The sequence below is a fragment of the Frateuria edaphi genome, assembly GCF_021117405.1.
Taxonomy (GTDB): Bacteria; Pseudomonadota; Gammaproteobacteria; order Xanthomonadales; family Rhodanobacteraceae; genus Frateuria_A; species Frateuria_A edaphi.
The window spans coordinates 1497200-1515732 of the sequence record NZ_CP088251.1 but is presented as its reverse complement, the minus strand read 5'-3'; the positions used below and the strand labels follow the sequence as shown (position 1 = coordinate 1515732).

The 18533-nt window shown below is 65.0% G+C and carries 17 protein-coding genes; 7 read left to right on the top strand and 10 right to left on the bottom strand.

Annotated elements, in window-relative coordinates:
* Positions 1 to 14 precede the first annotated feature (14 nt).
* The 7 genes from LQ772_RS17375 to LQ772_RS07185 all read left to right on the top strand — a co-directional run bounded on the left by LQ772_RS17375 (position 15) and on the right by LQ772_RS07185 (position 8350).
* Entirely contained in the window at positions 15 to 824 is an 810-nt protein-coding gene (locus LQ772_RS17375) for a lytic transglycosylase domain-containing protein (protein WP_338029240.1), read from the top strand.
* Positions 805 to 1353, top strand: coding sequence for a TrbC/VirB2 family protein (locus LQ772_RS07210; protein WP_425600826.1), 549 nt, complete (start codon positions 805 to 807; stop codon positions 1351 to 1353). Before LQ772_RS17375 ends, LQ772_RS07210 begins: the two co-directional genes overlap by 20 nt.
* Positions 1346 to 1654, top strand: coding sequence for a VirB3 family type IV secretion system protein (locus tag LQ772_RS07205; RefSeq protein ID WP_231325344.1), 309 nt, complete (start codon positions 1346 to 1348; stop codon positions 1652 to 1654). The genes LQ772_RS07210 and LQ772_RS07205 overlap by 8 nt, the downstream gene beginning before the upstream one ends.
* Positions 1655 to 1702: 48 nt before the next feature.
* Positions 1703 to 4183 carry a VirB4 family type IV secretion/conjugal transfer ATPase gene (locus LQ772_RS07200; protein ID WP_231325342.1) on the top strand — a complete coding sequence of 827 codons (2481 nt, stop codon included), beginning with the start codon at positions 1703 to 1705 and terminating at the stop codon, positions 4181 to 4183.
* Positions 4184 to 4212: 29 nt separating this feature from the next.
* Positions 4213 to 5007, top strand: a complete 795-nt coding sequence (locus tag LQ772_RS07195) for a hypothetical protein (RefSeq protein WP_231325340.1) — start codon at positions 4213 to 4215, stop codon at positions 5005 to 5007.
* A gap of 68 nt (positions 5008 to 5075) precedes the next feature.
* Positions 5076 to 6200 (top strand): TrbL/VirB6 family protein, encoded by a 1125-nt coding sequence (locus LQ772_RS07190; RefSeq protein ID WP_231325338.1) that lies wholly within the window; start codon positions 5076 to 5078, stop codon positions 6198 to 6200.
* Between the two features lie 428 nt (positions 6201 to 6628).
* Entirely contained in the window at positions 6629 to 8350 is a 1722-nt protein-coding gene (locus LQ772_RS07185; protein ID WP_231325336.1) for a type IV secretory system conjugative DNA transfer family protein, read from the top strand.
* Here the strand turns inward: LQ772_RS07185 and lpxK are convergent.
* The 10 genes from lpxK to LQ772_RS07135 all read right to left on the bottom strand — a co-directional run bounded on the left by lpxK (position 8347) and on the right by LQ772_RS07135 (position 18529).
* A complete protein-coding gene (gene lpxK / locus LQ772_RS07180; protein WP_231325334.1) occupies positions 8347 to 9333 on the bottom strand; it encodes a tetraacyldisaccharide 4'-kinase in 987 nt (328 codons plus the stop codon). The two genes, LQ772_RS07185 and lpxK, sit on opposite strands and share 4 nt — an antisense overlap.
* Before the next feature lie 9 nt (positions 9334 to 9342).
* Complete coding sequence (msbA, locus tag LQ772_RS07175) at positions 9343 to 11118, bottom strand: lipid A export permease/ATP-binding protein MsbA (RefSeq protein ID WP_231325332.1); 1776 nt, start codon at positions 11116 to 11118, stop codon at positions 9343 to 9345.
* Entirely contained in the window at positions 11115 to 11543 is a 429-nt protein-coding gene (locus tag LQ772_RS07170) for an ExbD/TolR family protein (protein WP_231325330.1), read from the bottom strand. The genes msbA and LQ772_RS07170 overlap by 4 nt, the downstream gene beginning before the upstream one ends.
* An 8-nt stretch (positions 11544 to 11551) precedes the next feature.
* Positions 11552 to 12208, bottom strand: a complete 657-nt coding sequence (locus LQ772_RS07165; RefSeq protein ID WP_231325329.1) for a MotA/TolQ/ExbB proton channel family protein — start codon at positions 12206 to 12208, stop codon at positions 11552 to 11554.
* Between the two features lie 99 nt (positions 12209 to 12307).
* Positions 12308 to 14614, bottom strand: a complete 2307-nt coding sequence (locus LQ772_RS07160) for a DNA internalization-related competence protein ComEC/Rec2 (RefSeq protein ID WP_231325327.1) — start codon at positions 14612 to 14614, stop codon at positions 12308 to 12310.
* A 162-nt stretch (positions 14615 to 14776) separates the two neighbouring features.
* On the bottom strand, positions 14777 to 15496 hold the full coding sequence (lolD, locus tag LQ772_RS07155; protein ID WP_231325325.1) for a lipoprotein-releasing ABC transporter ATP-binding protein LolD: 720 nt from the start codon (positions 15494 to 15496) through the stop codon (positions 14777 to 14779).
* Positions 15489 to 16733 (bottom strand): lipoprotein-releasing ABC transporter permease subunit, encoded by a 1245-nt coding sequence (locus LQ772_RS07150; protein ID WP_231325323.1) that lies wholly within the window; start codon positions 16731 to 16733, stop codon positions 15489 to 15491. The genes lolD and LQ772_RS07150 overlap by 8 nt, the downstream gene beginning before the upstream one ends.
* Before the next feature lie 148 nt (positions 16734 to 16881).
* The gene (locus LQ772_RS07145; RefSeq protein ID WP_231325321.1) at positions 16882 to 17307 is read right to left on the bottom strand and encodes a hypothetical protein; all 426 of its coding nucleotides are present in this window, start codon (positions 17305 to 17307) and stop codon (positions 16882 to 16884) included.
* Positions 17279 to 17518, bottom strand: coding sequence for an FAD assembly factor SdhE (locus LQ772_RS07140; protein ID WP_231325319.1), 240 nt, complete (start codon positions 17516 to 17518; stop codon positions 17279 to 17281). The genes LQ772_RS07145 and LQ772_RS07140 overlap by 29 nt, the downstream gene beginning before the upstream one ends.
* Before the next feature lie 231 nt (positions 17519 to 17749).
* On the bottom strand, positions 17750 to 18529 hold the full coding sequence (locus tag LQ772_RS07135) for a succinate dehydrogenase iron-sulfur subunit (protein ID WP_231325317.1): 780 nt from the start codon (positions 18527 to 18529) through the stop codon (positions 17750 to 17752).
* Positions 18530 to 18533 lie beyond the last annotated feature (4 nt).

The following is an 18533-nucleotide window of genomic DNA, read 5'->3' as shown; positions in this document are numbered from 1 at the left end:
ACGAGGAACCAAGGATGGTCGCCGTATTCAACCCGATGTCCTGCCCTCACCTGGCGGTCCCAGCCGAGGTAATGAAGCATGTGATCAAAGCCGAATCCGGCGGCAATCGCTTCGCCATCGGCATCGTCGGGGGCCGTCTGGAGCGCCAGCCGCGCAACCTCGGCGAAGCGGTCGTTACCGCGCGCATGCTCGAAGCGAAGGGATATGACTTTTCGCTCGGCATAGCCCAGATCAACCGCAGCAACCTACCCCGTTATGGGCTCGACACTTTCGAGCAGGCCTTCGACGCCTGCGCCAACCTCACCGCGGGCGCACGCATCCTGGCCGAGTGTTATGGCCGCTCGGGTGATGACTGGGGCAAGGCTTTCAGCTGCTACTACTCGGGCAACTTCACCACGGGCTACCGCGATGGCTACGTGCAACGGATCTTCGCCTCGCTGCACGTCGACCCGCCTGGGACCTCCGAGCCGATAACCGTCCGCCCGCAGACGACCGAACATCCTGCAGACAAATCGGTTCCGACGGCGCTCCCTACCGCACCCGGCAGCTCTGCCTATCGCGTGTTGATCCGTTCGGTGGCCATAGATGCAGGTGGGGACGCGCTTGTTGCCGCTGTGTCAGGGACACCGGGCCCCGCCAAGACGGCCGACAGGCAGCCGCTACCTGGGACCAAGGAGCCCGCCGAGACCACCGCGTCGGCGTTCGTGCCGCGCGTGAGCGGTCCCGGCGACGCGCCAAGTAGCGAGCCCACGCCAGCCACCTTCGCCACTGGCAGCCAGACCGCCTCCGACCAAGAGACTCCTGATGCTGCGTTCGTCTTCTGACCGACCGCGCCGGCAAACGCTGGCGCTTCCGCCAAATCCGGCTGCCTTCCGTGCGGCCATCCATGAAGCGCCCATTGCCCGATGGCCGCTGCTTTCCAACCGTCCAAAAGGAAAAACCAAGATGGCCAAGAACCTGTCTTCAAACCCGAACGCTCGCCACCTCATCCGCAGCAGGACCGCCGTGTTCATGACACTGGCGATGTGCCTGGCGGTCGTGCTGCCGAGCATCGCGTTCGGCCAGGATGTCACCGACACCATCGCCACCACTTGCGGATTCGCCAGCAACGTCAACAAGATCCTGAATGCCATCTCGATCATTGTGGTGACAATCGCGATCGTCTTCTCCGGTTACCAGATCGCCTTCGCGCACAAGCGCATCTCGGATATTTCGCCGGTGCTGATCGGCGCCGTCCTGATCGGCGCCGCGGGGCAGATCGCCAAAATGTTCCTGGCCGGCAGCACCAGCGCTTCGGGCGCCACAGCCTGCACCGCGAGCCTGGTCACCCACGTGCTCAATTTCTATGCATAAGGACGCACTGTTCCGTGGCTGCACCCGACCGCCCATGTTCATGGGCGTGCCCTACGTGCCGTTTTTCATGGCCGCAGGCGGATGCCTGCTGCTGGCGATGTATTTCAACCTGTTCTTTCTGCTGCTGATCCCGCCGGTGATCTTCGGGATGCGCCAAATGGCGCGACGCGACGAAATGATCTTCCGCCTGCTCGGACTGCGCCTGCAGTTTCGCACCCGGGTCAGGAACCTCGAGGAAAACGACGGTATGTGGGTATTCACGCCCAACATTCACCGCGGCCAGTCCAAGGCCAATCCGTAACGCCACAGCCCCCTGGCCCTATCCCAGGGTGGTTACCGGAACCTGCGCATGTCAAAGCCCGTCTTCCTGCCTGAGACCCCGATCAGCGAACTCGTGCCGCTGTCCACCCACGTCTCGCCCACGGTGCTCAAAACCACCGGCGGCGATTTCCTGATGGTTTGGCGCCTGGGTGGCCTGCCGTTCGTGGGGCGCGAGGAATGGGAACTCGAGCATCGCCACGCCACCTTCAACCGCATGCTGCAGACCCTTCGCGCGCCCGATTTCGTCAATGTTGCGTTTTGGGTCCACGACGTACGCCGCCGTCGCCGTATCGCCAGCGGGGGCCGTTTCGCCCAGCCGTTCAACCAGGCCCTTTCCGAGGCGTATTACGAGGCGCTGTCGAGCCAGAAGCTCATGCAGAACGAGCTTTACCTCACCATGCTCTACCGCCCGGTCGTCGGCGGGAAGAAGCTGGCCGAGAAGTCGGGCGACGTCACACGGCTCGAGGCCGAGCAGCACCAGGCCGTAAGTACAATCCTGGAGCTGGCGGCCAACGTCGAGGCGGTGCTCAAGGACTACGCGCCACATCGCCTCGGCATGTACGAGGCCGCCAACGGCGTGGTGTTCTCCGAAGCGCTGGAATTCTACGGCTACCTGCTCAACCGACTGGACGAGCCGGTGCCCGTGCTGCCGGCGCCGGTCTACAACTACCTGCCGCTAAGCAAGCAGCGCTTTTCCGCCAGGACTGGGGATTTCGTCATCACCACGCCGCAAGGGGTCAACCACTTCGGCGCGATCCTGAACATCAAGGAATACACCGACGGCACCTACCCCGGCATTCTCAACGGCCTGAAGTATCTGGGCTTCGAGTACGTGATCACGCACTCCTTCAGCCCGATGGGACGTCAGGATGCGCTCAAGGCGCTGGACCGCACCAAGGGCATGATGGTGTCCTCCGGGGACAAGGCGTTCAGCCAGATCGCCGAAATGGATCTCGCGATGGACCAGCTGTCTTCAGGTAATTTCGTGCTTGGCGAGTACCACTTCACCATCGCCATCTACGCACCGAGCCAGGAAGCGCTGTCGCAGCAGATCGCAGCGACCCGCGCGGAGTTGTCCAACGCCGGTTTCGTATCGGTCAAGGAAGACCTCGCCGTCACCGCTGCCTTCTACGCGCAGCTGCCAGGCAACTGGAAGTACCGCACCCGCCTGGCCAATGTCAGCTCGCTCAATTTCCTAGGACTGAGCCCACTGCAAAACTTCGCCATGGGCAAGCGGGAGAACAATCCCTGGGGCGACTGCGTCACCACCCTCCAGAGCACTAACGGGCAACCCTACTACTTCAACTTCCATGCCACCCACCCGGCAGAGAACTCGCTAGGTGAGAAAGCCATCGCCAACACGATGGTCATCGGCAAATCAGGCACCGGCAAGACTGCGCTGATCAACTTCCTTCTGAGCCAGGTGCAGAAGTTCGAACCCGCGCCGACCATCTTTTTCTTCGACAAGGACCGCGGCGCGGAGATCTTCGTGCGCGCCTGCGGCGGCAACTACCTTGCGCTGGAAAATGGCAAGCCTACCGGTTTCAACCCGTTCCACTGCGAGCAGACCGAGGCCAACGTCCAGTTCCTGGCCGATCTGGTCAAGGTGCTGGCGGGCAAGAGCGTGTACAGCCCTCGCGAGGACGAGGACATCTTCCGCGCCGTCGAGAACATTCTCGACACCCCCATGCGCCTGCGCAACATGACCAACTTCCAGAAGAGCCTGCCCAATCTGGGCGACGACGGCCTGTTCATCCGCATGCGCAAGTGGACCGCCGGCAATTCGCTCGGCTGGGTGTTCGACAACCCGGTCGACACGATCGACCTGGAGAAGGCCAACATCATCGGCTTCGATTACACCGACATCATCGACAACCCGGAAGTACGCGCGCCGGTGATCAACTACCTCCTGCATCGCCTGGAAGCGCTGATCGACGGTCGGCCGCTGATCTACGTGATGGACGAGTTCTGGAAGATCCTCGATGGCAAGGGCGGCCTGAAGGAGTTCGCCAAGAACAAGCAGAAGACCATCCGGAAACAGAATGGCCTGGGCATCTTCGCTACGCAGAGCCCGGAAGACGCGCTCGCCAGCGACATCGCCGCCGCCCTGATCGAACAGACGGCCACGATGATCCTGCTGCCCAATCCCAACGCGAGCCGCGAGGACTACATCAACGGACTGAAGCTCACCGAGGCCGAATATCAGGTGGTCGTGAGCCTCGACGAGCGGTCCCGCTGTTTCCTGATCAAGCAGGGCCATGCCAGCGCCGTCTGCCAACTCAACCTGCGCGGCATGGATGACGCCCTGGCGGTGATCTCGGCGTCCACCGACAACATCGAAATAATGCATCAGGTCTTGCGCGAGTGCGCCGCTGTCGAAGGCTTGCCCGTCGATGCCTTGCGCCCCGAACAATGGCTCGACCGGTTTTATGAAAGTCGCAAGGGCAGCGGCAAATCCCGCTCCATCGCGCCACCCGCTGCCCGCGCGACGTACGCAACGGCTGGCTAACTCAACGTCGCTCGCCAGAGGAATACGCCATGACCCATGTGCTCCGTTACCCGATGCGCCCGCGCCCTTGGAGCCAAGTCGCGCTCATCGTGGCCTTGCTCGGCATTTGCGTTGCGTCTACCCAGGCCCAGGTGCTGGTCACCGACCCCACGGCCATAGCAGCGAGTGAAGAAGGGTTCAAGTCACAGCTTGCGCAAAGCATGGCGCAATACGCCAGGCAAGGGATGGAGTACGCAAAGCAGCTTGAACAATATTATCAACAAGTCGAACAGTACAAACAGTTGCTCATGACCATAAAAGGTCTCGGCATCAATGTTTCTTTGTCGTCGAACAAGCTGGAGCCAATCGACGACCCGACTGAGCTCATCGACCAGAATTGTCCGAGCACGTCAGGCGGTTCGATAGTCGGCAAGCTTGTGACATCGGTTGCATCGTCTTTCAGCCCTGACACGCCCATTACCGTCGCTCAACAACAGGTCTGTGCAAATATCACGATGCTCCATATTGATGAGTACAACCGTACGGTGGCTATCCTCGGCAAGCTCGATCAGTACGGCCAAACTTTGCAAAAGCTGAACAAGCTGGCAAACGAGGTGAAAACGCTAGGCACGACAAGCGGCGCCACTACGCAGGCTGCCACTTACAGCGCGACCGCCGCCTATGCCATGCAGGGATGGCAGACAGCCATTGCCGGAGACGAGGCGCTTATTCAGGCCCTCAACCAGCAACAATCCATCCTGGCAAAAAAAGCGCTAAAGGGAAGCAGCGTGATCGGGACCGTCGTTCAGGCGGCAGCCTTGAAAGCGGCATTCTCGATCGACTGACGTATTCGGGCGGCCTCCCAATGCACAAGGGGTGAGTCGCCAAACGCGCAAGAAGGGAATCACGCGCAATGCCAACAAACCTCGCCGATTTCGTTTACTTCAGGCTGGTGTACGACTACCTGAGCAAACAAATCAACACCTTTGGAATGGACCTCATGGCGTCCTTCATGACCTGGGCAAGCGCACTGGCGCTGCTCATGGTCACGTTGTGGATCATGATCCAGGGTTATCGGCTGATTACCGGGCACTCGCGCGATTCACTGATGGCGATGGTGATGAACATGACGCGCATCGTCATCATCGTCAGCGCCGCAACCACGATGTCGGTGTTCGGCTCCAATCTGCAGCAGCTGTTCACGACTGACCTGAGTACAGGCATCAATCAGCTGTTTACCGGCAGCGACGACACGGCTGCGGAGACCATCGACCAGAACCTTGCCTGGACACAACTTGCACTGGGCGCGATTGATGCCGTGCAGGTTGCCCCCGGCGACATCGAGAACGCCGAGCGCAAGGCGCACGCCATGCTCATCGCTGGACTGGGCACGGCCAGTCCACCGATGGCTGCCGGTGCCATGTTGTTGCTTTACCAGGCCACCATCGCCCTGTTCATCGGTATGGGACCGCTGTTCATCCTTTGCCTGATCTTCGACCAGACCAAGGATCTCTTCCGCAAGTGGCTGCTCTACGGCATCGGCACCATCTTTTCCATGGCCGCGCTCAGTTTCATCAGCTCCCTCGTGTTGCAGCTGACATTACGCGTAGCAGCAGCACTCTGGACGGCGAACTTGATTACCCAGATGACCGGTTTCGGTGCTGAAGGCCTCTCCAACCAGGCACTGCAGCAAGGTGGCATCGGCCTGTTGATGACCGTCCTGATCGTCAGCGTGCCACCACTGGCCGCCGCTTTTTTCCAGGGCACCTTGGGAAGCTTCATGCACTACTCCGCCTTCGGCGGCGGCACCGGCAATCGCCCAGGGCCGCAGGGACAACCGCCCGGGTCCTACGGTGGATATAGCGGATCGCTTGCGCAGCGAGCTGCGCAGGCAGGACAGCAAAGTCATCACCTGCATGCCGGCAGTGGTCCGCACGGCGTTGCGCTGTCCGTATCCGGCGCACGCACGACGGCCATGTCGGCCCCGCAGCAGGCGGAAGCAATCCCGATTCGTCCGCATCCGAGAGACCGGACCTGAGCACGCGCCGGGTTCGCGTAAATGCCTTGCCAACCCGATGGAGGTCGCCTTGATACGACACGCCCGTTCTGCCCTTCTTGCGCTCACCGTCGCTGCCTCAGGCCTGACCGTAGCGCCTGCTCATGCCCAGAGCGTGGACCCCTGCAGCGTCTACACTTGCATGGCTGGCGTCTCCGGCGCAGGCGCCAGCGGCGGCGCTGCCTGTGTCCCCGCGACCACCTACTTTTTCAGCCTCGTCGTATTCGACCCCTGGTTCGATGCCGCGGCGACCTCTCAGCTGCGCAGGATGTACCTGATGACTTGCCCTGGCGCGGACGCCGCGACCAACGCTGTCCTACTGAACGCCATCATTGCCGAATGGGGTTCGGTGCCCTGACCACTGGCGAGATCGGCCGGATCCACAACTCACACGGAAAGGTGAGCCCACGATGTTCCGCAACAAGGCGATCGCCGCCTTCTTGGCCCTGCTACTGGCCTTGAGCGCGGGTGTTTACGCATCCGGGTGGCTGGTGTTGGCCCTCCTTCATCTGCAGGCGCCCCTTGACCCTGCAACCTACGGACGTTACCTGGCCGCTGCCTCCAGGCCGGAGGTTCGGCCCTACATGGCCCAGATCAAGCTGGCCGGGGTTGCGGGTTTCGGCCTGCCCGTGGCCGCTTGGGCCGGACTGCTCTATTGCATGTTCAGGACGCGCGCGCGCTCCACCCACGGTGACGCCCGCTTCGCCACCCGTGGCGACCTGGCCCGGCTTGGGCTGCTCAACGAGGACCCTACCGGCATCATAGTGGGCAGGCTCGGACGCAGCTTCCTGCGCCTCCGCGGCACGCGGCACGCCTTGCTCGCCGCGCCAACCCGAAGCGGCAAGGGTGTCGGCGCGGTCATTCCCAACCTGCTCAGCTACCAGGGTTCAATGGTCGTGCTGGACATCAAGCAGGAAGCCTTCGACATCACCTCGAGATGGCGCTCGAAGCTAGGGCCGACGTTCCTGTTCAATCCATTTGCCGAGGACCTTCGGACCCATCGCTGGAATCCGTTCGCGTACGTGCGGACCGAGGCGACCTATCGCACGTCCGACCTGCAGGCCATTGCCGATTGCCTATACAAGGACCCGCCGAATCAGGATCCGTTCTGGGTAAACATGGCGCGCTCGGCATTCGTTGCATCCGCCAGCCTCCTTTTCGATTGCTGGACCGATGGCTTGGACAAGGGTTTCGCCAAGGACGATGGCTATCCCACGCTCGGCGCGATCTATCGCCTGCTTTCCGGGGACGGGAGCGATTTGAAGGCTCACTTGAAGTCCGTGCTCAAGCTACCCCATGTCAGCCACGAGACGCGCACGGCCTTTGCCAACATCACCGCGTTGGCGGAACAGACCTTCACCTCCGTGATCGCCAGCACGCAGGCTCCTCTCCTCCTCCTCGCCAACCCGATCCTGGACAAGGCCACTTCGGGCAACGATTTCTGGCTACCCGACCTGCGCCGCCGGGTGCAATCGATCTACGTGGGCATCTCGCCGAGCAAGCTCAGCGAAGCGTCCGATCTATTGAACCTGTTCTTCAACCAGGCGATCAAGCTCAACGTGGACGTCACCCCGGACAAGGACGCGACCCTCCGGCATCCATGCCTGTTCATGCTGGACGAGTTCACCGCGCTGGGACCGATCGACGTGATGGTCGACGGCGTGGCCTACTTCGCAGGCTACAACGTGCGCGTGTTCTGCGTGATCCAGTCGCTCTCACAACTGGACGCGGTGTACGGCCCGGACAAGGCCCGCAGCATGATCACCAACCTGGCCTGCCAGGTGATCTACACGCCGCGCGAGCAGCGCGATGCCACCGAATACAGCGAGATGCTCGGCTACACCACGGAACGCAGACGGCAACGCACTCGCTCCAAGGGAGGATTTGGCCAAGGTAGCAGCGTGTCCCTGGCCGAAGTGGAGGAGAAACGCGCGTTGATGCTGCCGCAGGAACTGAAGGCACTCGACCCGAAGAAGGAGATCGTGTTCATCGAGGGCACGCCGCACCCGATCCGCTGCAACAAGATCCGCTACTACGAGGACAGCTACTTCAAGTCGAGGCTGCTAGGCGCTGCCAGCGTGCCCCGACTGGAGATGGGCCAGCCGAGTAAGGGCTCCGCGGAAACCAGCTAGCCCCGCGCCCCGTGGGCCGCCCGGATACGGCTCGCCAGCGCGTCAAAGAATTCTGCAGGCAACTCCGCCCGCACCGGCACCCGCCACCAACCCGGTTGCGCAAAGCGCCGGCACTTGATCGCGTCCTTGTCGGTCATCAGCACCGGCAGGTCTTCGCCCAGGTTGAAGTCCGAGGGGACGAAAGCGTGGTGGTCGGGAAACGCATGCTCGACCGGCAGGATGCCGTAAGCACGCAGGCTGTCGAAGAAGCGGGCCGGATGGCCAATGGCGGCCACGGCATGCACGCGCTGGCCGGTGAATGCGGTGAGCGGCTGGCAGGTGTCGTCGGTGAGCGAGCAGGCCTCACCGCCGCGCAATTGCATGGGATAGGCGCCCATGCGCTCACCGCCGTTGCACACGCGGATGTCGGCGGTGGCCAGGCGCATCAGCGGTTCGCGCAGCGGGCCGGCCGGCAGCAGACGGCCGTTGCCGAAGCCGCGCACGGCGTCGATCACGCACACTTCCACGTCGCGGGCGAGGCGGTAGTGCTGCAGGCCATCGTCGGCGATGACCACGTCGCAGCCGGCATTGACGAGCAGCCGGGCGGCGGCGGGGCGGTCGCGCCCCACTGCAACCGGGATGCCCTGGGTGCGGATCAGGCTGGGTTCGTCGCCCACCTGCTGCGGGTTCGGTGCGTCACCAAGCAGCAGCGGCTCGCGCTGGGTGCCGCCGTAGCCGCGGCTGACCACGCCGGGATTGAAGCCGCGCTCGCGCAACGCCTGGGCGACGGCAATGGCCAGCGGCGTCTTGCCGGTGCCCCCGGCGGTGATGTTGCCGATCACCACCACTGGCACGTGCAGGCGTACGCTGCGTCGCCAGCCATGGCGATAGAGAAAACGGCGAAGGCCGGTCACGCAGGCGTAAAGCCATGACAGCGGATGCACCCACAGCGGGGTGCGGCCATCGCTGTACCAGGCTTCTTCCAGCTTCTGCGCGAGCGCCATGAGGACGCCTCAGCCTTCTTCCTGTTCGTGGAACTGCATGCGGTGGAGCGCGGCGTACTGACCGCCCAAGGCTACCAACTCCGCGTGAGTGCCGCGTTCAACGATGCGTCCCTGGTCCATCACGGCGATCTGGTCGGCGTGTTCGATGGTGGACAGCCGGTGCGCGATCACCAAGGTGGTGCGATCGCGCATCAGGCGCTGCAGCGCCTGCTGGATCAACCGTTCGGACTCGGTATCCAGCGCGCTGGTGGCTTCGTCCAGCACCAGGATCGGGGCGTTCTTGAGGATCGCGCGGGCGATCGCCAGGCGCTGGCGCTGGCCGCCCGAAAGCATGCCGCCGCCCTGCCCGATCGGGCTGTGGATGCCTTCGGGCATGCGCTGGATGAACTCCATCGCGTTGGCTGCCTCGGCCGCGGCGACGATGTCCGCCTCGCTGGCACCGGCCAGTTCGCCATAGGCGATGTTCTGGGCGATGGTTCCGTCGAACAGCACCACGCTCTGTCCGACCCAGCCGATCTGGCGCCGCAGCGATGCAAGCGTGTACTCCTGATAGTTCTGGCCATCGAGCACGATGCGCCCGGCGCTGGGTTCCTGGAAACGTGGCAGCAGACTGACGAGGCTGCTTTTGCCGCTGCCGGAGCGGCCGACCAGGGCGGTGACGGTTCCGGGCGCGCAGTGCAGGTCGATGCCCCGCAGGGTGTCGACCTCGCTACGTGGATAGCGCAGGCGTACGCCTTCGAAACGCAGGTCGCCGCGGGTGCGCTCGATCTCGAGCCGGCCGGTGTCCTGTTCCGGCGGCAGGTCGATGACGTCGAACAGGTCCTCGGCCGCCGAGATGCCGCGCTGGATCGTGCCCTGTACGTTCGCCAGCCGCTTGAGCGAGGGCATCATGGCGCCCATGGCGGTCAGCACGGTCACGAACACGCCGGGGGATATCCCGTCGATCACCTGCGGCCGTGTGGCCAGGTAAACCAGCAGCGCGAGCGCGAGCGCGGCGACGGTCTGGATGGCCGTGCTTGAACTGGCGGCCGTGGTGGCGATCTTCATGTTGAGGCGGCGCGCCCGGTGCGACACCTCGCCGAAACGCGCGGCCTCGTGCTGCTGTCCACCGTAGACGCGCACCTCGCGGTGCGCGTGGACCGATTCGTCCACGGCGCCGGTCACCGAGCCCATCGAACCCTGGATGCGCCGGCTGATCTCCCGGTAACGCCGGCTGACCATCGTGGCGACCAAACCGATGCCGGGGGCCATCATCAGCAGCGTGAGCGAGAGGTAGGCGCTGTTGGTCAGCATCACGTACAGCATCCCGATGACCGTGACGCCCTCGGTCACCACGACCTTCAGTGCATCGGTGGAAGCCGATGCGACCTGCTCGCTGGTGTAGGTGATACGGGAGATCTGCTGGCCCGAAGGCTCAGTGCCGAAGAACGCAGCCGGCAGCCGGAGATAGGCCGCGAATACGTCGGCCTGCATCGCTTGCACGACGTTGCGGCCGACGTACGAAATGCCATAGCTGCTGATGAACGTCCCGACGCCGCGCGCGGCGAAGATCAGCACGATCCAGATCGGCATCCAGAAGATCAGGTAGGCGTCCTTCTTGGCGAAAAGCTCGTCGATCATCGGACGCAGCTTCTGCGTGAAGGCCGCCAACGCTCCGCCGTCGACCGCCATGCCGACGATGGCGATCACCCCCACTACCCACCATCGCCGTGTGTAGCCGAGCAGCCGTTTATAGACGCGCAGCGTCTCGGCGTCCCAGACGGCCGCCTTGCGGGTGAGTGTCAACGTGCAGCTTCCTGGCTTGGCGTGGTCGCGATCGCCAGCCGGGTGAAGCCGAGCTGGCCGAGCGCGTCCATGGCGGTCACGACGTCCTGGTGCGCCGTCTTCGCGTCGGCGCGGATCGTCACCGGGCGGTCGCGGTCGTCGCCGGCCACACGTGCGATGGCCTGCTTGAGCGGATCGACGCCCTCGCCCGTCACCGCATCGCTGCCCACATAGAAATGCCCGTCGCGGTCGATCATCACCGTCAGCGCGGGCGCCTGCATGTCGCGCTCTTCGGCGCTGGCCTGCGGCAGCGTGACCTGCAGGCGCGAGTGCTGCACGAAGGTCGTGGTCAGCACGAAGAACATCAGAAGCGTCAGCAGCACGTCGATCAGCGAGATCACGTTGATCTCGAAGTCGTCCTGCCGACGGTCGGAACCGATACGCATGCTTACCCTCAGGCGCTGGTCGCGGCGGTCGTCGCCGTGCGGCGCGGGCGGGCCGCCGGGGCCGGCGTGCCGGTCAGGTCATCGAGCAGCGCGGTGGCCTGCTTTTCCATGTCGACGCAATAGCCGGCCACTTTCGAGCGGAAGTAGCGGTGCAACACGTAGGCCGGGATCGCCACCACCAGGCCCATGGCGGTGCAGATCAGCGCCTCGCCGATGCCACCGGCCATCTTGGTGGGGTCCGCCATGCCGCCGGCCATGACCTGCATGAACATGCGGATCAGGCCGATCACCGTGCCGAGCAGGCCCAGCAGCGGACCAATCAGGGCGATGGTGCCGAGCGTGTTGAGGTAGCGCTCCATGCGGTGCACGACGTGGCGACCGGTGTCCTCGATGCGTTCCTTGATCTGCTCGCGCGGACGGTTGCGCACGGCCAGGGCGCCGGCGAGCAGCTCGCCCAGCGGCGAGCCGGCGGCGAGGGCTTCCAGGTGCGCGGGATCGAGCTGGCCGCTGCGCGCCCACTTGCGCACTTCTTCGCCCAACCCGTCAGGAAGGACGGCCTTGCGGCGCAGGGACCACCAGCGCTCCAGCACGATCGCCAGAGCCACCGCCGAACAGATCAGGATGGGGGCCAACGCCCATCCGCCAGCCATCAGAATTTCAAGCACTGCCTAACTCCCGCCAGGGCAACTTCTCAGGGGACGCCGAATCATAGCAGTCCCTTCACATCGTTCCGCGGTGCGCTTGGCAGTTGCAAAAACACCCGTTCATTCGCGCCAGTAGCGGGGTCTGCGCTGCCGCCAGGTGACCTCGATGGCGGGCTCGGCAGTGGCTGGCGCGTCGACCTCGATGGCGCCGCGCGTGGCGGTGTTCAGCAGCGGCACGCCCGCCTGGGCGTAGCGCCCGAGCACGAGCGGGTGTGGATGGCCAAAACGGTTGTGCCAGCCGGCCGACACCAGCGCCAGACGCGGTGCGATCGCGGCGATGAACGACGGGTCGGACGAATAGCGACTGCCGTGGTGCGGCACCACGAGCACTGTGGGGCGAGCGCTTCCGAGGGCCGAGGCCACGGCGGGTTCCACCTGGCTGCTGATGTCTCCAGTGAGCAGCAGGCGCCCGCCCCCGCCGTCCACGACCAGCACGCAGGAACGGTCATTGCGCCGCGCTGTTTCGTGAGGAGCGGGCGACAGCACGCGGAAGCTCACCCCATCCCAGCGCCAGGCCTGCCCTGCCCGGCACGGCTGCATCGGGAGCGGCATGCGTGCGGGCTCGCCTGCATAGCGCGTGGCGTGCGGAAAGGCCTCCGCCACCGCCGAAGCGCCGCCGGCGTGGTCGTTGTCGGCATGGCTGATCATGAGAACGTCCAGCCGGTCGACCCCGAGTGCGTGCAATGCCGGCACCACCACGGCCTCGCCCAGGTCGAAACCCGACGGATAGCGCGCACCGGCGTCGTAGACCAGCGCATGCCCGCGGGTGCGCACCACCACCGAGAGCCCCTGCCCCACATCCAGCACCCAGGCCTGGAACCCGCCAACCGCCGGCAGCGGCGACACTGGCCAGGCCAGCGGCAGGAACAGCAGCAATCCCACCCCCCGCAGCGGAAGGCCACGCGGGGCGAACAGCCACAACGCTCCCAACGTGGCCAACACGAGCGCCCCTGGTCCTACTTCGGGCAAGTACCAGTGCGCGCCGGGCCAGGCCGCCATCCGCTCAAGCAACCACCATTGGGCATGCGCGAAGAGCGCGGCCAGTTTCAGCACGGGCATTGCCACGCCGGGCGCGAGCAGGAGCAGCAACGTACCCATCAGCGCGCAGGGGACGATCACGAAACTGACGAACGGCACCGCGATGAGGTTCGAGAGCGCGCCGACCAGGGACGCTTCGCCGAAGAACCACAGCGTCAGCGGCAACAAGGCCACCGTCATCACCAACTGGCCCGCGGAGAGCTCGTGCAGGAAACCGCGCAGGCCGCGCGGGCGCGCCTCCAGGCACAGCATAAGGAACGCCACGCCCACAAATGAGAGCCAGAAGCCCGCCGACAACACCGCGAGCGGGTCGGCCAGCAACATCGCGATCAATGCCAGGCCGAGTGTCTGCGCGCCGCCGATCGCCCGTCGGCTGCATCGGCCCAGCGCGACGACCGCAATCATCAGCAAGGTACGCACCGTTGGCAGCCCGAAGCCAGCCAGTGCGCCATACAGCCCAGCCGCCACCAACGCTGCAGCCGCCTGCGCGGGCAGCCGCGGCAGGCGCAGCGCCAGACCGGGCCAAACCCAATACAGCAAGCGCAAAAGCGCCACGCCGAACAGCGCGGCCACGCCCACGTGGAAACCTGAAATGGCGATCAGATGCGGCACGCCGTTGGCACGGGCGACTTCCCAATCGTCCTGGTCCAGCCCACGGGTATCGCCGATGGAAAACGCCTGCAGCAGCGCGGCATCGTGCGGATCGGGCACACGGGCAGCGATGCCACGGGAAATCCGGTCGCGTATGCCGTCAACGCAGTGGCCCGCCTGCAACAGGTGATTGGCGCCGTCTTCGCGCACGTAGCCTGTGGCGGCGATGCGTTTTTCCAGGGCGTTCCGCTCCCCATCGAAGCCGCCAGGGTTGAGCAGGCCGCGCGGCCGGCGCAGTCGCACGTGCAATCGCCAGCGCGAGCATGCCGGTAGCGCCGGCGCGTCGTCGTACCAGCTCAGGCGCACGTGGCCATGCAGCGGCACCGGCTTCCCGCCAAGGGTGGCATGGTCGACGTCGAACACGACGCGGGTGGCGTCGCTGCGCACCTGCGGTAACCCGGACAGCGTGCCGGTCACGTCGAAGTCGCGACCATCCAGGTCACGCGGCAGGCGCAGGTCGAGCGCGAGCGTGCCGCGCCAGATCGCCCAGGCGGCGCCGAGAAGCACCAGCGCGGGCAGACGCAGGCGCGGCCAGCGCAGGCTGGCCCACAGGACGAGCAGACCGGGCAACGCGATCCACGTCGATGGCGGCAAGGCGGGCAGCCATTGCACGGCCGCCACGCCGCACAGCAAGGCCGCGCCGGTTGTCGCCGCACCGGGCCTCCGTGCCTCGTGCATTCCACCCTCCCGTGGGAAGGAGCCAGTTTAAATGGGGCCTGCCGGTGGAGTGGCTGAAATGCGTGTAGGGATACGGCGCGAACGAACGCTCTGGCAGGCTGGGCTTCACCCCATCGCCGCTGGCATGTGATGGGCTAAAGCTCCCCTACGGCGTGCTGGCTGTCAGCCCAGCGTTGTGCGGGCTTTTTCCTGCAGCACGCCATTGTGCAGCTCGAGCGTGCGATCCATCTTCGCGGCCAGCCGGTGGTCGTGCGTGACCAGGATGAAGCTGGTGCCGACTTCACGGTTGAGTTCGAGCATCAACTCGTAGACGTGTGCCGCATTGCCCTCGTCGAGATTGCCGGTCGGCTCGTCGCCGAGCACGCAGGCCGGGCGCGTGACCAACGCACGCGCCACGGCACAGCGCTGGCGTTCGCCGCCGGAGAGTTCGGCCGGCTTGTGCTCTTCGCGCTTGCCCAGCCCCACCCGTTCCAGCAGCACGCGTGCCTGGCGCTGCGCATCGGCGATCGACACGCCGCGGATCAACAGCGGCATGCACACGTTCTCCAGCGCGGTGAACTCGGGCAGCAGGTGATGGAACTGGTAGATGAAACCCAGCGAGCGGTTTCGCACCCGCCCGCGTTCGGCATCGGAAAGCTTGGACAGGATGCGCCCGTCCACCTCCACCTCGCCACGGGTGAGCGTGTCCAGCCCGCCGATGATGTGCAGCAGCGTGCTCTTGCCCGAGCCGGAGGCGCCGACGATGGCCAGCGTCTCGCCGCGTTTGAGGGTGAAGTTGACGTCGGTGAGCACTTCGGTCTTGAGGTCGCCTTCCTCGTAGGTCTTGGCGATCCCGCTGGCACGCAGCACGACGTTCTTGTCCATGGTTGAAGACTTATTCATAGCGCAGCGCCTGTGCCGGCTGGGTCCGCGAGGCGCGCCACGCGGGATAAAGCGTGGCCAGCAGCGAGAAGAGGAAGGTGACCAGCGTGACCCAGCCCACGTCGCTGGCGACCAGCTTGCTCGGCACTTCGCTGATGTAATAGACGTCCGGCGAGAGGAAGGTCACGCCGGTGACGTGCTCGATCCATTTGACGATCGCCGGCAGCTTCCACGACAGCAGCGAGCCCAGGCCCACGCCGAAGCCGATGCCGACCACGCCCACCAGCACGCCCTGCACCATGAACATGCCCATGATGCTGCGTGGCGTCGAACCGAGCGTGCGCAGGATGGCGATGTCGGCCTGCTTGTCGGTCACCAGCATCATCAGCATCGAGATCAGGTTGATCACCGCGACCAGGATGATCAGCGACAGGATGATGAACATCACGTGCTTCTCCATCGAGATCGCCGAGAAGAAGTTGGCGTGACTGTCCATCCAGGTCTGCACCATATAAAACTGGCCGAGCGTACTGGCCAGCTCCTTGGCGACCGGGCCTGCGTTGAACATGTCGTCGAGCTTGAGGCGGATGCCGCTGGGGCCATTCAGATTGCCGAGCTTCTCTGCATCGCGCATGTTGACCAGCGCCAGGCCCGAGTCGAACTCCTGCATGCCCAGCTCGAAGATGCCCACTACGTGGAAGCCACGCAGGCGCGGCACGCTGCCCATCGGTGTCGCGCGGAACTCCGGCACCGCCATGGTCACGCGGTCGCCGACGGTCACGCCGAGCGTCAGCGCCAGTTCCTTGCCCAGCACGATGTTCCAGCTGTCGGGCTTGAGCTCGTCCAGGCTGCCCTCGACCATGTGCGTATTGATGTCCGAGACTTTCGGCTCCTGCGACGGATCGACGCCGCGCACCAGCGCACCGCTGGGGCGACGAGCCTGCAGGAAGGCCTCCATCTCGACGTAGGGTGCGGCCCCCTTGACGTGCGGATTGGCCTCGGCGATCTGCACCGCCCGAGGCCAGTCGCGCACTGCTTCACCCGGCAGGCCCGACACGGTGGCGTGCGAGATGGCGCCCAGGATGCGCGTGCGCAGTTCCGAGTCGAAGCCGTTCATCACCGACATCACGGTGATCAGCGCGGTGACGCTGATGGCGATGCAGACGATGGAAACGGTGGAAATGAAGGAGATGAACTGGTTGCGGCGCTTGGCGCGCGTGTAGCGCAGGCCGATGAACAGTTCGAGCGGTCGGAACATGGGCGGTCGCTTCTTCCAGTCGGTGGGCGGGCCGCCCTGTCGGAGCATTATCGGGTATTCGCTCGGACAGTGCCCATGAGGAAAAGTGCCGCGTGGTATCGGCAGGAGCACCCTTGGGCGCGAAGACGGCGGGCGCGCGCGGGCGCTTCTACAAGGCCTCGGCAACCGCGGATTGCGCGGCCAGGCGCATACGCAGACGGCGACGGATATCGGCGTCGCTGTTGTCAGGTGCCAACAGCAGGACTTCGGTCGCGTGATCGGTCTTCAGTCGCAGCAGCACGCAGCCGCCGATCACTCGATGGGAGAGCAACCTGGCCGGGAGCGGGGTGCGGTCGGCCTGGTAGAGGGTCCAACCATCGGGACCGTAGCCTACGCCGGCAATGCGCGACAGCGTCAAGCGCCGCGTGGCGACGAACGCCAGCGCCAGCGAGCCGGCCGCGATCACGAGCTTGAGCCAGAGAGGTGCACCGCTGAGTGCGACGGCAACGAGGCCCAGCGCCGTGACGATGCCCAATAGCCCACCCGTCAGCCGCGAAGGCCGGTAGTCAAAGCCGATGGCGGGCGCGGATGTCATCGATGATCGCCTGCCAGTCGACGCGCGAAGGCTGCGCGTGGCCCATGATCCAGTCCCACAGGTCCGGATCCTGGGTATCCAGCAGTTCGTCGAAGGCCTGGCGGGTGGCCTGGTCCGCCGCGTCGTAACGCTCGTCCAGCCAGCCACCCAGCAGCGCATCGAGTTCGCGCGTACCCCGACGGGCACGCCAGCGCAGGCGGGCGAGGCTCATGCAGGTGCATCGCCTTTGGCTCCCTCTCCGCTTCGGGGAGAGGGTTTGGGTGAGGAGCGGGTCTTGCGGGAAAAGCGGCCCACGGCATCACCGCACGTTGCCGGACGTCCGTGTGTGGAGCGCTTCATCTTTCCCGGCTGCGCCACGACGGTCCTGGTGAAACTTTGTCGCAAGCGTGTCCCCTCACCCCAGCCTCTCCCCGGAGGGGAGAGGGAGCTTGATCTTCGGCGATTACGAACGCCGCTCCACCATCAGCTTCTTGATCTCCGCGATCGCCTTGGCGGGGTTAAGACCCTTCGGGCAGGTGCGCGCGCAGTTCATGATGGTGTGGCAGCGGTAGAGCTTGAACGGGTCTTCCAGGTCGTCCAGGCGGCCACCGGTGTCCTCGTCGCGGCTGTCCGCGATCCAGCGATAGGCCTGCAGCAGGATGGCGGGTCCGAGGTAGCGGTCGCCGTTCCACCAGTAGCTCGGGCAACTGGTCGAGCAGCAGGCGCACAGGATGCACTCGTAGTAACCGTCGAGCTGCTTGCGGTCTTCCGGCGACTGCAGGCGCTCGCGCGCCGGCGCCGGGCTCTGCGTGCGGATCCACGGCTTGATCGAGGCGTACTGCGCGTAGAAGTGCGTCAGGTCGGGCACGAGGTCCTTGACCACCGGCATGTGCGGCAGCGGGTAGATCTTCACCTCGCCCGAGGCGCAGTCGTCGATCGCCTTGGTGCAGGCAAGCGTATTGGTGCCGTCGATGTTCATCGCGCAGGAACCGCAGATGCCTTCGCGGCAGGAGCGGCGCAGCGTGAGCGTCGGGTCGATCTCGTTCTTGATCTTCAGCAGGGCGTCCAGAACCATCGGGCCGCACGCGGCCATGTCGACCTCGTAGGTGTCGATGCGCGGGTTCTGGTCGTCGTCCGGGCTCCAGCGGTAGACCTTGAAGGTGCGCGGCTTCTTGGCGTCCTTGGCCGGATAGTGCTTGCCGGACTGGATCTTGGAATTCTTCGGTAGCGTGAACTCTGCCACGATG

What these genes read in the sequence shown, in the direction of transcription:
- LQ772_RS17375 (WP_338029240.1), top strand. Translation starts at nt 15, where the DNA reads ATGGTCGCCGTATTCAACCCGATGTCCTGCCCTCACCTGGCGGTCCCA.
- LQ772_RS07210 (WP_425600826.1), top strand. Translation starts at nt 805, where the DNA reads ATGCTGCGTTCGTCTTCTGACCGACCGCGCCGGCAAACGCTGGCGCTT.
- LQ772_RS07205 (WP_231325344.1), top strand. Translation starts at nt 1,346, where the DNA reads ATGCATAAGGACGCACTGTTCCGTGGCTGCACCCGACCGCCCATGTTC.
- LQ772_RS07200 (WP_231325342.1), top strand. Translation starts at nt 1,703, where the DNA reads ATGTCAAAGCCCGTCTTCCTGCCTGAGACCCCGATCAGCGAACTCGTG.
- LQ772_RS07195 (WP_231325340.1), top strand. Translation starts at nt 4,213, where the DNA reads ATGACCCATGTGCTCCGTTACCCGATGCGCCCGCGCCCTTGGAGCCAA.
- LQ772_RS07190 (WP_231325338.1), top strand. Translation starts at nt 5,076, where the DNA reads ATGCCAACAAACCTCGCCGATTTCGTTTACTTCAGGCTGGTGTACGAC.
- LQ772_RS07185 (WP_231325336.1), top strand. Translation starts at nt 6,629, where the DNA reads ATGTTCCGCAACAAGGCGATCGCCGCCTTCTTGGCCCTGCTACTGGCC.
- lpxK (WP_231325334.1), bottom strand. Translation starts at nt 9,333, where the DNA reads ATGGCGCTCGCGCAGAAGCTGGAAGAAGCCTGGTACAGCGATGGCCGC.
- LQ772_RS07170 (WP_231325330.1), bottom strand. Translation starts at nt 11,543, where the DNA reads ATGCGTATCGGTTCCGACCGTCGGCAGGACGACTTCGAGATCAACGTG.
- LQ772_RS07160 (WP_231325327.1), bottom strand. Translation starts at nt 14,614, where the DNA reads ATGCACGAGGCACGGAGGCCCGGTGCGGCGACAACCGGCGCGGCCTTG.
- lolD (WP_231325325.1), bottom strand. Translation starts at nt 15,496, where the DNA reads ATGAATAAGTCTTCAACCATGGACAAGAACGTCGTGCTGCGTGCCAGC.
- LQ772_RS07150 (WP_231325323.1), bottom strand. Translation starts at nt 16,733, where the DNA reads ATGTTCCGACCGCTCGAACTGTTCATCGGCCTGCGCTACACGCGCGCC.
- LQ772_RS07145 (WP_231325321.1), bottom strand. Translation starts at nt 17,307, where the DNA reads ATGACATCCGCGCCCGCCATCGGCTTTGACTACCGGCCTTCGCGGCTG.
- LQ772_RS07140 (WP_231325319.1), bottom strand. Translation starts at nt 17,518, where the DNA reads ATGAGCCTCGCCCGCCTGCGCTGGCGTGCCCGTCGGGGTACGCGCGAA.